Genomic DNA, 13,108 nt, shown 5'->3' on the forward strand with positions numbered 1-13,108 from the left:
GCTCACAGTTCCTCCCCCCGGCGTCGCAGCAGCCGCAGATGGACGAGCGTGATCGAGAGCAGGATCAGCAGCATGACCACGCCGATCGCCGAGCCCAGGCTGTACTGGGAGGAAGCGAATGCCTTCTGGTAGGCGTAGACATTGAGCACGAGATTCTGCCCGGCGATTCCGCCACCGTTCGTCATGACATAGATCTGAGTGAAGATCTTGAAGTCCCAGATGACCGACTGGATCGTGACGACCAGCAGAATGGGCCGCAGCAGGGGCGCGGTGACCGACCGCCAGGTCCGCCACGGGGACGCGCCGTCGAGCGCGGCGGCCTCGATCACCTCGCCGGGGATCGCCTTGATGCCCGCGTAGACGGTCACCATCACGAACGGGAAGGAACACCAGACGACTTCGAACAGGACGAGCGTAAACGCGCTGTAGCGCCCGTACGTCCAGGAGAAGTCGCCCAGTCCGAGCAGCCGGTTGACGGGTCCGTGGTCCGGGTCGAAGAGGAACACCCAGACAGTGGACCCGGTGATGGCGGGGGTGGCCCAGGCGCCGAGGGCCGCGAGCATCAACGCGAGCCGGGGCACGGCCCGTACGCGCGTCAGCAGCACGGCGAGCGCACAGCCCACGACGAGCGTGGCGACGACGCATGCCGCGGCGAACAGCACGGTCGCCAGCAGGACCTGCCAGAACTGCTCGTCCCTGAAGAGCGCGGCATAGTTGCCGAAGCCCTGGAAGCTGGTCGGCCGGCCGCCGCTGACCTGCGCCTGGGTGTATTCCAGGAACGAGATCAGGCCGAGTTGGTAGACCGGGTAGACCAGCAGACCGCCGAGCACGACCAGAGCGGGCGCGAGATAGAGCCATGGCGTCCACCCGCTCCGCCGCACGCTCCCGGCCGCCCCTCGCCGACGGCCCGGTATGCCCCCGGCCGCCCCTCGCCGACGGCCCGGCACGGCGCCGCCGCCCGGTGCGGCCCCGGCACCCTCCAGGGCTCCCGTACGCGTCACGGCTGCGGCCCTCGTACCCGCGGTCGCGCTCACCGCACTCTCCGCGCCCACCGCCCTCAGCCCGCCGCCGCGAACGCCGCGTCCATCTTCCTCGCCGCGTCGCCCGACGCCGCCGCCACGTCCTTACGGCCGCTCACGATCTCCTGGAACATCGTCGGCAGGACCAGCGACGCGTCGATCTGTGCCCAGCCGGGCGACGCCGGGACGAACCTGGCCCCGGCCTCCAGCGTCTCGACGAACGGCTTGACGTAGGGCTGTTTCCGCGCCGCCTCCGCCCGTACGTCCGTGAACGTCGGCAGGAAGCCCATCGCGTCGAAGAGCTTCGCCTGGGTCTCCTTGCCCGCGAAGGACTTCATCAGCTCCACCGCGAGCGTCCGGTGCGAACTGCTCCTGAGCACACCGATGTTGTTGCCGCCCGCGAAGGCCGGTGCCACCGAGCCCTCGGCGACCCCCGGCAGCGGCACCACCGCGTAGTCGCCCTTCACCGCGCCCGCCTCGACCGCCGCATGGCTGAAGTCCCCGCCGATCGCCATCGCGGCCTTCCCGGAAGCGAACGCCGTGACCGTCGCGTTGCCGCCCATGGAGGCGCACTTCGCGGCCGGGCAGTTGTCGTCGCCGAAGAGCGACGCGTACGCCTCGATGCCCTTGCGGGCGGCCGGACTGTCGACGGCGGCCCGGTACGTGCCTCCGTCGCGCTCGGCGAGATCACCGCCGTGCGCCCAGACGAAGGGCAACGCGCCATAGGTGTAGGCGCCACCGACCGCGAGCCCGTACAGCCCGGGCTTCGCCCGGTGGATCTTCTTCGCCGCGGCGATCAGCTCGGCCTGACTCCTGGGGGCCTTGATGCCGAGTTCCCGGAAGACGTCCGTCCGGTAGTACAGCGCCCGGACACCGACGAAGAGCGGCGCCCCGTAGACCTTGCCGTCCACCGTGACGGACTGCCGGGCGGTCGCGTCGGTGTCCTTCGTCTCGCTCCAGGCGTCGAACTCGGCGGTGACGTCGGCGAGTCCGCCGTCCCGTACGTAGCCGGCGGTGTCGGTGTTGCCGTACTCGATCAGGTCCGGGGCGCTCCCGGGGTCGTTGAAGGCGGCCTTCACCCGCTGGGCGCGGGTCTCCACGGGGATGTACTCGATGTCGACGTCCGTCCCCGCGTGCTTCTCGCGGAAGGCCGCGACCGCGGCGTCGACGACCTGTTCCTTGGGGCCGTTGCCGACCTCCTGGAAGAGCCAGACGCGCAGCGTCCCGCTCTTGTCGTCCTTCGTCGCGCTGGTGTCGGAGGTCCGGGGCGCACAGGCGGTGGCAGTGAGGCCCGCGAGCAGCAACAGGGCCGCCGCCGGGCCGCCGAGACGGGCAGAGAGCTTGGGCCGAAGCTTCATCCTGATCCCTACGAGTCGGCGTTGCGCGATACGCAACGGGCGTTCCGTGCTGCACAACTCGCAGGAGGTTAAGCGCGGCCGGAGCCTGCCGACAAGTGGTCTCGACCAATCCGTGACCGCGGGACCGGTCACCGCACATGACAGACGGCCCCTCGGGGCGCACGGGATTCCGCGCGCCCCGAGGGGCCGTCCACCACACGCATACGCGACAACCGCGGCATCCACCCCGTCGGCGACGGCCGCCGAGCCCGCCGGACCGCCACAAGCGACGCGGCACCGTCACAAGCGACGCGGCGTCACTTCTTGTCCTTGCCGCCCTTGTCCTTGTCCCCACCGGGGCCCATGGACTCGTAGATCTCCTTGCACATCGGGCAGACCGGGTACTTCTTGGGGTCGCGCCCCGGTACCCAGACCTTCCCGCACAGTGCCACCACGGGAGTGCCGTCGAGGGCACTCGCCATGATCTTGTCCTTCTGGACGTAGTGGGCGAAGCGCTCGTGGTCGCCGTCGCCGTGCGACACCTCCGGTGTCGGCTCCACGAGGGTGCCCGTACCTGCCCCGCGCTCGGGCTCAAGAGTGCTCATAGCTGCCAAGGGTACCTACGCCCGGCCCGTCCCCGCGGCTCCGGGACCCGTGCCCCGGAGCCGCTTCGCCCGAGGTCCCGCCCCGACACGCCCCGCGGCCACGGGGATCCCGCGCGCCGGCCGGTCAGTTGAGCGACGGATCGTCCGGGTATGTGGCCACCATGGCCAGTTTTCCGCGCTGCCTGCGCAGCACCGCCCGCCACAGCCCCTCCGGCCGCGGCGACGACACGTCACCCGGTTCCGACTCGACCACGTACCACGCGCCTTCACGCAGCTCGGACTCCAGCTGCCCGGGGCCCCAGCCCGCGTACCCGGCGAAGATCCGCAGCGAGCCCAGGGCCCGCGCGATCAGTTCCGGCGGGGTGTCCAGGTCGACCAGGCCGATCGCGCCGTGCACCCGGCGCCAGCCGAGCGGTCCGTCACCGCCCGGGATGACGGCGAGGCCGAGCGCGGAGTCCAGCGAGACCGGGCCGCCCTGGAAGACCACCCCGGGCTCCCCGGCCAACTCCCCCCAGGGCGCCAGGATCTCGCCGACGTCCACCGGGGTGGGCCGGTTCAGGACCACGCCGAGCGACCCCTCGCCGTCGTGATCGAGCAGAAGGACCACCGCGCGCGCGAAATTGGGGTCGGCGAGAGCGGGGGTCGCGACGAGCAGCCGCCCTGTGAGCGAGGACACCTCGGTCATGCGAGACATGATCCCGCATATTCGTCCGCCGCGGGACACGCCCGCCACACTCGACGGGAACGCAGCTCAGCGCGGCCCCGCGACGACGGCCGCGCCGGACCCCCGCCCGCCGGACGCGTCACTGTGAGCGACCGCTCGGGAACGCTGCGCCGCCATGCGAGAACCGTCACCGTTCCACCCCTCCCGGGCCCTACGGGACAGGGGCCCGGGCCCCTTACCCTTTTCCTTGGCCACCTGCCCGCCCACTCCGGAACGCGAGATTCATGACCGGCACAGACGATGTAATGCTTGTCCACGGCGGAACCCCGCTGGAGGGCGAGATCCGCGTCCGCGGTGCGAAGAACCTGGTGCCGAAGGCCATGGTCGCCGCGCTCCTCGGCAGCGGCCCCAGCCGGCTGCGCAACGTGCCCGACATCCGTGACGTACGGGTCGTCCGGGGACTGCTCCAGCTGCACGGCGTGACCGTACGCCCCGGTGACGAGCCGGGCGAGCTGGTCCTCGACCCGACGCACGTCGAGAGCGCCAACGTCGCCGACATCGACGCGCACGCGGGCTCGTCGCGCATTCCGATCCTCTTCTGCGGTCCGCTGCTGCACCGGCTCGGCCACGCCTTCATCCCCGGCCTCGGCGGCTGCGACATCGGCGGCCGGCCGATCGACTTCCACTTCGACGTGTTGCGGCAGTTCGGCGCGACGATCGAGAAGCGGGCGGACGGCCAGTACCTGGAAGCCCCGCGCGGGCTGCGGGGCACCAAGATCCGGCTGCCGTACCCGTCCGTCGGCTCGACGGAACAGGTGCTGCTGACGGCCGTGCTGGCCGACGGTGTCACCGAGTTGTCGAACGCGGCGGTGGAGCCGGAGATCGAGGACCTGATCTGCGTGCTCCAGAAGATGGGCGCGATCATCTCCATGGACACCGACCGGACCATCCGGATCACCGGTGTCGACCGGCTCGACGGCTACACGCACCGGGCCCTGCCGGACCGGCTGGAGGCGGCGTCCTGGGCGTCGGCCGCGCTGGCCACCGAGGGCAACATCTACGTGCGCGGCGCGCAGCAGCGCTCGATGATGACGTTCCTCAACACCTACCGCAAGGTCGGCGGCGCCTTCGAGATCGACGACGAGGGCATCCGCTTCTGGCACCCGGGCGGCTCGCTCAACGCCATCGCGCTGGAGACGGACGTGCACCCCGGCTTCCAGACCGACTGGCAGCAGCCGCTGGTGGTGGCCCTGACTCAGGCGTCCGGCCTGTCCATCGTGCACGAGACGGTGTACGAGTCGAGGCTCGGCTTCACGTCCGCGCTCAACCAGATGGGCGCGCACATCCAGCTCTACCGGGAGTGCCTCGGCGGCTCCGACTGCCGCTTCGGACAGCGCAACTTCCTGCACTCGGCGGTGGTCTCGGGCCCCACCCGCCTCCAGGGCTCCGATCTGGTCATCCCCGACCTGCGGGGCGGTTTCTCGTACCTGATCGCGGCGCTGGCGGCGCAGGGCACCTCCCGGGTGCACGGCATCGACCTGATCAACCGCGGCTACGAGAACTTCATGGAGAAGCTCGTGGAGCTGGGCGCGAAGGTCGAGCTGCCGGGCGGCACACCGCTGTGACCGGTACGCCGTGGGGCTCCGGCGCGCGCCGGAGCCCCACGGCGTACGTGTACGCGTACGTGCGGGTGACGCGGTGTACGTGGCTGCGCCCCCGGGCGCGACGGGCGTGACAGACACGACGGGCGCGACGGGCTCGACGGACACACCGACACCGGCACGCACCAAGGGCGGCCACCCGATCCGGGTGGCCGCCCCTGTACGTGGTGTCTTACTTGCCCTTGGCAGCTTCCTTGAGCTTGGAGCCCGCGGAGACCTTCACGCTGTAGCCGGCCGGGATCTGGATGGGGTCGCCGGTCTGCGGGTTACGAGCGGTGCGAGCGGCACGGTGGGTGCGCTCGAAGGTCAGGAAGCCGGGGATGGTGACCTTCTCGTCGCCCTTCGCGACGACCTCGCCGACGGTCTCGGCGAGCGCGGCCAGCACGGCGTCGGCGTCCTTGCGGGTCACCTCGGCACGGTCGGCCAGGGCGGCCACCAGCTCACTGCGGTTCATGTTGTTACTCCCGTGTTCTTCTTGCCTGTGAGGCGTGAGATCGAAGCCGATGCTGCCAGGGCCCTCGGACAGTCCCCGGACCCGGGTCTGCTGACAGACCCTCGCGCCCGAATACGCATCCTGCCCCCACCAGCGGCGGGAAAGCCAATCCGGCACCCTCCGGAGTCACACGAAAAGCGCCACCGCCTCGTCGTCGTGACGTTCCGTCGCCCCGGTGGGACTCCTCGGAGCCCGGGGTCCCGAGCCCTGAACCCCTTCGGAGGCCCTGAAAACCTCGCCGGACCGGCGGGGGCTCTTGGTTCCCGCCACCCTAAAGGGGGTCGCGGGGCCCCGCGAATCGCGACGCGCCGGGCATAAAAGCCGCGTACGGCACGCCGGCGGGACGCCGTGGCCCCGGCCGGGCGGGCCGGGGCACGGTGTGAACACACCGCGTCGCGCACCGTCGATCACCTGGACCGGCCCGCGCGCCCCGCGGACGTGTCACACACGCGACACCTGCCCGCCCCCGCCCACACCACACTCCCGCCTCGCAGGTGGCCGAGCATTGTGGCGGAACACACTCACACCGGGGCCGGGAGTGGGACTCACCACACTGCGCCGTCCCCACTCCCGTGACCGGCCTCGTGGCCCGTGGCCGCCAACCCGGCCCAGGACCGGCCTCGCGACCCGTGGGCAGGCGCCGCAGGGCGACGTCAGCCGTGCGTGCCGGCGTCCGCGACCGTCGCGCCGGCCGCCTTGGCGGCGTCCCGCACCGCGCCCGCCACCGCGCCCGCGACCTTGTCGTTGAAGACCGAGGGAACGATGTAGTTCGGGTTCAGCTCGTCCTCCGTGACGACGTCCGCGAGGGCGGCGGCCGCGGCCAGCATCATCTCCGTGTTGACCGTCCGGGACTGGGCGTCCAGCAGGCCGCGGAAGACGCCGGGGAAGACCAGCACGTTGTTGATCTGGTTGGGGAAGTCGGAGCGGCCGGTGGCCACGACGGCGGCCGTCTCGCGCGCGACGGCCGGGTCCACCTCCGGGTCCGGGTTCGCGAGCGCGAACACGATCGCGCCGTCCGCCATCGCGGCGACGTCGTCGCCGTCCAGCACGTTCGGGGCCGAGACGCCGATGAAGACGTCCGCGCCGACCACGGCCTCCTTCAGGGTGCCGGTGATGCCCTCGGGGTTGGTGTTGTCGGCGATCCAGCGCAGCGCGGACTCCGGGGCGGCGTCGACCAGGTCCGCGCGGCCCGCGTGCACCACTCCGTGGATGTCGGCGACGACGGCGTGCTTGACGCCCGCGGCGATGAGCAGCTTGAGAATGGCCGTACCGGCGGCGCCCGCGCCGGACATGACGACCCGTACGTCCTCGGTGGCCTTGCCCACCACGCGCAGCGCGTTGGTCAGGGCGGCGAGCACCACGATCGCCGTGCCATGCTGGTCGTCGTGGAAGACCGGGATGTCCAGGGCCTCCCGCAGGCGGGCCTCGATCTCGAAGCAGCGGGGCGCGGAGATGTCCTCCAGGTTGATGCCCGCGAAGCCCGGCGCGATGGCCTTGACGATCTCGACGATGGCGTCCGTGTCCTGGGTGTCCAGGCAGAGCGGCCAGGCGTCGATGCCCGCGAAACGCTTGAACAGGGCCGCCTTGCCCTCCATGACGGGCAGAGCCGCCTTGGGGCCGATGTTCCCCAGGCCCAGCACGGCGGAACCGTCCGTGACGACCGCGACCGAGTTGCGCTTGATGGTCAGGCGGCGGGCGTCCTCGGGGTTCTGCGCGATCGCCGTGCAGACGCGGGCGACACCCGGCGTGTAGACCATCGAGAGGTCGTCACGGTTGCGGATGGGATGTTTGGACTGCATCTCGATCTTGCCGCCGAGGTGCATCAGGAACGTACGGTCGGAGACCTTGCCGAGGATGACGCCCTCGATACCGCGCAGCCGCTCCACGATCTCGTCCGCGTGGGCGGTCGAACTCGCGGCGATCGTGACGTCGATCCGGAGTTTCTCGTGGCCGGAGGCGGTCACGTCGAGGCCGGTGACGGAGCCGCCGGAGGACTCCACGGCCGTGGTCAGCTGCGAGACCGCGGTACCGCTCGCGGGCACCTCCAGCCTGACCGTCATCGAGTACGAGACGCTGGGCGCCGTTGCCATGACCGTGTTCCTCTACTTTCCTCAAGCCTTATTGCCGCCCCGCCCGGTCGACGCCCGGCGGCGCCTACCGATGGTCGCACCTACCGGCGGGTAGCAGGTAAAGGCCAGGGCCTCGGGAAAGTGTTTTCCATCATATGAGATGCCGGGGTGGCGAAATCGGGGGGAGCGGCGCCGCCCGCGACACGAGCAACCGCCCGCCCCGGCACAAACGAGCGGGTCCTCATCCGTGAGGGATGAGGACCCGCTCGCTTCACGATGGCGACACCGACCCGCCATGCTCGCCTCGCGGCAAGTGGTCGCTCTGAGCGACGATGGTTGGGCCCGGGGGCTTGGATCGGGCCGGTGCCACACCCAGGCTAACAAACCACTCCGGTAAGCGATTCCCCCACCACGGGTTGACTTGCGGTCAATCACCGTGGCACGAGCGGGTCAATCGCGGAGCAGGTCCGGTACGCCGTGCGCGTCGGGCTCGTCCCGGTCCGCCGCGATGACCGTGAGCGCCTGCGTCGCCCGGGTGAGGGCCACGTACAGCACCCGCAGCCCGGCCGGGGACTCGTCGGCGATCTCGGCCGGGGACACCACGACCGTCGCGTCGTACTCCAGCCCCTTGGCCTCGAGGCTGCCGAGCGCCACCACCCGGTCACCGAGGCCGGACAGCCAGCGGGCCGCCTGTGCGCGCCGGTTCATCGCCACGACGACGCCGACGGTGCCGTCCACCTGCTCCAGCAGCCGCCCGGCCTCGGCGCGCACCGCCTCGGCCAGTCCCTCGGCCGGGCTCTCCGCCGGACCGCCGGCCGGGCCCTGGCCGGACCGGCGCCCACGGGCCCGGCCGCGCCCGGTTCCGGCCGACCGGCCGCCGTCCGCTCCGCGCCCGCCTTCGGTCCCGCGCCCGCCGTCGGGCCCACGGCTCCCGGCGGTCCCGCGTGCGCCTTCGCCGCCCCGGCCGCCGCCTTCCACGACGCGGAAGACCGGCCGTACCCCCGTGGAACGCACCGCCTTCGGGGACCGAGCCCCCGGCATCGCCAGCGCCAGGACCCGCGCGGCCAGTTCGGCGACCTCGGCCGGGTTGCGGTAGTTCACGGTCAGCGTGAAGCGGCGGCGCGGGCGGGTGCCGAGCGCCTCGTCGCGCGCGTGGGCCGCCTCGTCCGGGTCCGACCAGGAGGACTGCGCCGGGTCCCCGACGACCGTCCAGGTGGCGTGCCGGCCCCGGCGGCCGACCATCCGCCACTGCATGGGCGTCAGGTCCTGGGCCTCGTCCACGATGACGTGCGCGTACTCCGTACGCTCCGCCGCCAGCCGCTCCGCGCGCTCGCGCTGGGTCTCCTCGCGCCGCGGCATCAGCTCCTCCAGCCCGGTCAGCTGGTCCAGCGGATCCGCCTCCCGGCGCTTCCTGGGCCTGGGCGGCGCGCCGAGCACGGTCTCCAACTCGTCCAGGAGCGCCACGTCGTGCACGGACAGCGGGCCGGAGCCGTCGGCGCCCAGCCGTTTGAGGGACCGGGCGAGCCTGCGGGTCTCGCCCTGGTTGAGGACCCGCCGGGACCAGCGGGCCAGCCGCCGCTCGTCGGCCATCGCCGCGAGCACCCCGCGCGGGGTCAGTTCGGGCCACCAGGCGTCCAGGAACTCCTGGAAGGCATCCTCCGAGGTCACGTCGTCGTCGAAGCCCGAGCGCAGTTCGGCGGCGAGTTCGGCGTCGCCCGTCGCCGTGTACGAGTCGGCGCGCGCGGCGGCTCCCGACCGCGCCCAGAGGGCGTCCAGCAGCAGTCTTCGCGCCCGTGGCCTGAGCAGGTTGATGGGCGCGGTGCCGCCGAGCGCGGTCCGGCGGATCCGGTCCAGTTCGTCGGCCTCCAGCTCCAGCCGGCGGCCGAACGCGACCACCCGCAGGCGATCGGTCCGTACCGCCCCGACGGGCACGTCACCGTCGGCACCGGAGCCCGCACCCACGCCCACGCCCATGCCCATGCCCATGCCCATGCCCATGCCCATGCCCGAGCCTGGTCCCTGGTCCGCGGGTACGTCGTCCCCGAAGGCGAGCTGCCCGGTGAGCTGTCCGGCCGGGGCGGCGGGCCGCTTCCTCGCCCCCCGCGTCGCCCCCGTACCGGCCGGGGCCCCCGCGGCCTGCTCCAGCGCTCCCCTGGCGGCCTTGCGCAGCACCTTCGACATCCGCGCGGAGCCCTTGACGCGGGCCACGGCCGGTTCGTCGTACACCGTGGCGTCCGCGCCGTCCACCAGCGACCCGATCGCCCGGATCGCGACCTGTCCCTCCTCGCCCAGCGAGGGCAGCACGCCCTCGGTGTACGCCACGAGGAGCGGCGTCGGCGAGACGATCAGGATGCCGCCCGCGTAACGCCGCCGGTCCTGGTAGAGCAGGTACGCGGCACGGTGCAGCGCGACCGCCGTCTTGCCCGTGCCGGGGCCGCCCGACACCTCGGTGACGGAGGCGGCCGGCGCCCGGATCACCAGGTCCTGCTCCGCCTGGATGGAGGAGACGATGTCCCGCATGGTGTGGCCGCGCGCCTGGCCGAGCGCGGCCATCAGCGCGCCGTCGCCGATGACGGCCAGCGGGGCGCCGTCCAGTGCCGCGGTCAGCTCGGGGCGCAGCAGGTCGTCCTCGACCCCGAGGACCCGGCGGCCCTTGGAGCGGATGACCCGGCGGCGTACGACCCGCCCCGGATCGACCGGGGTGGAGCGGTAGAAGGGCGCGGCGGCGGGGGCGCGCCAGTCGATGACCAGCGGCGCGTAGTCGGAGTCCAGGACGCCGATGCGGCCGATGTGCAGGCTCTCGGCGATGTCGGCGGTGTTGTCGGCCCGGATGGCGTCGTCCGCGGGTTCGACCGAGGTGTACGCCCCGTCCGGGCCCTTCTCGCCGTCCTTGCCGAGCAGCAGGTCGATCCGCCCGAAGAGGAAGTCCTCGAACTCGTTGTTCAGCCGGTTGAGGTGGATTCCGGCCCGGAAGACCTGGGCGTCCCGCTCGGCGAGGGCGCCGGGCGTGCCGACCTGGCCCCGCTGGGCGGCGTCGTGCATCAGGAACTCCGCCTCGTCGATCTTCTCCTCGAGGCGGCGGTACACCTGGTCCAGATGGAGCTGCTCGACCTCGATCTCGCGCTCGCGGACCGATTCGTGCGGCGTGAGGCGCACGGGTTCGGCCCCCGTCACACGCAGGGGTTCCGCCCCCGTCACGCGCACGGCGCCGTCGGGCTCCGTCACGCGCACGGCGCCGTCGGGCTCCGTCACGCGCACGGCGCCGTCGGGCTCCGTCGCGCGCACGGGGTCACGATCGCGAACGCGACCGGAATCGCCGGCGGCATCACGAGCGGCGTCACGACCGGGGGCAACGCCGGGGTCGGGACGCGGGTCGTGGCCGGAATCGGGACGCGGATCGCGTCCGGAGTCGCACGCGCGACCGACGGCCGGTCCTGCGGGTGCTACGGGTCCAGCGGAATCAACAGCGGCATCCTGCGCGGCCACCGAGGCCCCCTTCATGACGTGCGTCGGGCAGCCGTCAACCGTACGCGAAGGGGGCGGGTCTGTCAGGCGTCACGCTCAGGCGTCGATCTCCACCAGCCGCTTGCCGTCGAACGCGCGCACCTCGAAGTGATCGATGTCCGCCTTGCTCATGGCCGTGCCGCCCTGGACGTAGAGGGGCTTCTTGCCCTCCTCGTGCGTGCTGCCGGGGATGCCGTACCCCCACTTGGGCACCGACCACGTGGTGACGACCTCCTCTTCACCACTGCTGGAGACGGCGATCAGGCTGCATTTCTGCGGTCCCGTGACATTGCTCAGCTCCAGGGCCGTGAACGTGCCCCACGCCTTCTCCTCCATGCCGACGGTCCCGCTGACGTTGGTCGACGGGTCGGTCGCCGAGACCTTGTCCTCCATGGCCTTCAGCTCGGCGGCCGGATCCACCGTGCGCGGCGACGCCAGGTTGCTCGACCCGCTGTCGGAGCCGGTCGTGGCGACCACGGTGGCGACGGGGCCTCCGATGATCAGCGCCGCCGCGGCCGCGACGAGGTAGAACCCGCGCCGCTTGCGCTTGGCGCGCTTCACGGCGACCTCGTCGACCAGCCGGTCGAACATCTGCGGGCCCGGCTGTACGGACACGGCGGGCGTCGGCACCTGGCGCAGCGGGGTGACGGACGCCATCGGCGCGGTCGACCCGGGCGAGAGGGGTGATCCCGGCGGCGCGAGCGAGCCGAAGGGGTCGGGGTTGTCGGCGAGGAGAGCCAGCATCGGCTCCATCCCCGAGAACTCCTCCAGATGGACAGCACACACGTGGCAGCCGGCCAGATGCGCCTCGAAGGCGGTGGCCTCGGCCTCGTCGAGAATTCCGAGAACGTACGCACCGACGGCCTCATGCACCGTACTGTCGTCGCCCAGTCCGTAATTCCGCTCGTGTGTGGTCATGCCGAGATCCCCCTCTCCTCCAGCGCGAGCTTCATCGAACGCAACGCATAGAACACGCGTGATCGTACGGTTCCGCTGGGTATGCCGAGCTTCTCGGCCGCTTCGTTCACCGTACGTCCCTTGAAGTACGTCTCTACGAGCACTTCCCTGTGGGCAGGGGTCAAATCATCCAGTGCATCAGAGAGCGTCATCAGCCACAACGCCTTGTCGATCTCGTCCTCCGCGGGCATGACCTCCAGCGGCGACGGGTCAACCTCCTGCGGCCGGGCCTGCCGGCTTCGGTGACCGTCGATGACGATGCGCCGGGCGACCGTCACCAGCCAGGGTCGGACAGAGCCGGTCGCACGGTTGAGCTGACCGGCGTTCTTCCAGGCACGGATGAGCGTCTCCTGCACGACGTCCTCGGCACGTTGGCGGTCACCCGCGACGAGGCGAAGGACATAGGCGAGCAGAGGTCCGGCGTGTTCCCGGTAGAGGGCGCGCATCAACTCCTCGTCGGCGACGGGGATGTTGGTGCGCTGTGCCTCGTTCCGGTGTCGGGCCCGGCGAGGTCGGTCATCGGCCACGGCCGCATCCTTGCGCACCTGAACCTCCCGGTCGACACCTTGTTGGCTGCTTCTCCCTCATCACTACGGACGTGCGCCGGAGGCCACTCAACGAGCCGGGAAAAAGTTTCAAGATCTTTTACGGGGCCCGGGAGGGCGGCATGGGCTGGTCCGCCCCGATCCGGAACCTGTGTCAGATCAATGCAGACTCCATGGAGATACTGTCCGGTAGCCGCGTAGAAACCGTGCAGACTTGGCTGAAAATCGCTCAACGGCCTTACATAAAGAGAGGG

General features: G+C 71.5%; 10 protein-coding genes. 1 reads left to right on the plus strand and 9 read right to left on the minus strand.

Annotated elements, in window-relative coordinates; genetic code table 11:
• Positions 1-2: 2 nt before the first annotated feature.
• The 4 genes from ACU6P3_RS12405 to ACU6P3_RS12420 all read right to left on the minus strand — a co-directional run bounded on the left by ACU6P3_RS12405 (position 3) and on the right by ACU6P3_RS12420 (position 3,646).
• The gene (locus tag ACU6P3_RS12405) at positions 3-947 is read right to left on the minus strand and encodes a carbohydrate ABC transporter permease (protein WP_447197861.1); all 945 of its coding nucleotides are present in this window, start codon (positions 945-947) and stop codon (positions 3-5) included.
• Between the two features lie 110 nt (positions 948-1,057).
• Positions 1,058-2,377 (minus strand): extracellular solute-binding protein, encoded by a 1,320-nt coding sequence (locus ACU6P3_RS12410; protein ID WP_447197189.1) that lies wholly within the window; start codon positions 2,375-2,377, stop codon positions 1,058-1,060.
• Between the two features lie 296 nt (positions 2,378-2,673).
• Positions 2,674-2,961, minus strand: coding sequence for a DUF3039 domain-containing protein (locus ACU6P3_RS12415; protein WP_030748932.1), 288 nt, complete (start codon positions 2,959-2,961; stop codon positions 2,674-2,676).
• A 124-nt stretch (positions 2,962-3,085) separates the two neighbouring features.
• Positions 3,086-3,646 (minus strand): YqgE/AlgH family protein, encoded by a 561-nt coding sequence (locus ACU6P3_RS12420; RefSeq protein ID WP_344280997.1) that lies wholly within the window; start codon positions 3,644-3,646, stop codon positions 3,086-3,088.
• Between the two features lie 263 nt (positions 3,647-3,909).
• Between ACU6P3_RS12420 and murA the strand changes: the two genes are divergently transcribed.
• Positions 3,910-5,250, plus strand: a complete 1,341-nt coding sequence (gene murA, locus ACU6P3_RS12425; protein ID WP_344280999.1) for a UDP-N-acetylglucosamine 1-carboxyvinyltransferase — start codon at positions 3,910-3,912, stop codon at positions 5,248-5,250.
• Positions 5,251-5,458: 208 nt separating this feature from the next.
• On the opposite strand, the gene ACU6P3_RS12430 is transcribed toward murA, so the two are convergent.
• The 5 genes from ACU6P3_RS12430 to ACU6P3_RS12450 form a co-directional block, all read right to left on the minus strand.
• On the minus strand, positions 5,459-5,740 hold the full coding sequence (locus ACU6P3_RS12430; RefSeq protein ID WP_004571953.1) for an HU family DNA-binding protein: 282 nt from the start codon (positions 5,738-5,740) through the stop codon (positions 5,459-5,461).
• A gap of 692 nt (positions 5,741-6,432) precedes the next feature.
• A complete protein-coding gene (locus ACU6P3_RS12435; RefSeq protein WP_447197190.1) occupies positions 6,433-7,869 on the minus strand; it encodes an NAD-dependent malic enzyme in 1,437 nt (478 codons plus the stop codon).
• A 429-nt stretch (positions 7,870-8,298) separates the two neighbouring features.
• Positions 8,299-11,004, minus strand: a complete 2,706-nt coding sequence (locus ACU6P3_RS12440; RefSeq protein WP_447197862.1) for a HelD family protein — start codon at positions 11,002-11,004, stop codon at positions 8,299-8,301.
• Between the two features lie 405 nt (positions 11,005-11,409).
• Positions 11,410-12,270, minus strand: a complete 861-nt coding sequence (locus tag ACU6P3_RS12445) for an anti-sigma factor family protein (RefSeq protein WP_447197191.1) — start codon at positions 12,268-12,270, stop codon at positions 11,410-11,412.
• Positions 12,267-12,854 carry a sigma-70 family RNA polymerase sigma factor gene (locus ACU6P3_RS12450; protein WP_030748950.1) on the minus strand — a complete coding sequence of 196 codons (588 nt, stop codon included), beginning with the start codon at positions 12,852-12,854 and terminating at the stop codon, positions 12,267-12,269. The genes ACU6P3_RS12445 and ACU6P3_RS12450 overlap by 4 nt, the downstream gene beginning before the upstream one ends.
• Positions 12,855-13,108: the final 254 nt, after the last annotated feature.

The organism is Streptomyces hebeiensis (assembly GCF_052983195.1).

Excerpts from the sequence above, each read along its gene's own strand:
- ACU6P3_RS12445 (WP_447197191.1), bottom strand. The coding sequence starts at position 12,270 with ATGACCACACACGAGCGGAATTACGGACTGGGCGACGACAGTACGGTG.
- ACU6P3_RS12435 (WP_447197190.1), bottom strand. The coding sequence starts at position 7,869 with ATGGCAACGGCGCCCAGCGTCTCGTACTCGATGACGGTCAGGCTGGAG.
- ACU6P3_RS12420 (WP_344280997.1), bottom strand. The coding sequence starts at position 3,646 with ATGACCGAGGTGTCCTCGCTCACAGGGCGGCTGCTCGTCGCGACCCCC.
- murA (WP_344280999.1), top strand. The coding sequence starts at position 3,910 with ATGACCGGCACAGACGATGTAATGCTTGTCCACGGCGGAACCCCGCTG.
- ACU6P3_RS12415 (WP_030748932.1), bottom strand. The coding sequence starts at position 2,961 with ATGAGCACTCTTGAGCCCGAGCGCGGGGCAGGTACGGGCACCCTCGTG.
- ACU6P3_RS12430 (WP_004571953.1), bottom strand. The coding sequence starts at position 5,740 with ATGAACCGCAGTGAGCTGGTGGCCGCCCTGGCCGACCGTGCCGAGGTG.
- ACU6P3_RS12410 (WP_447197189.1), bottom strand. The coding sequence starts at position 2,377 with ATGAAGCTTCGGCCCAAGCTCTCTGCCCGTCTCGGCGGCCCGGCGGCG.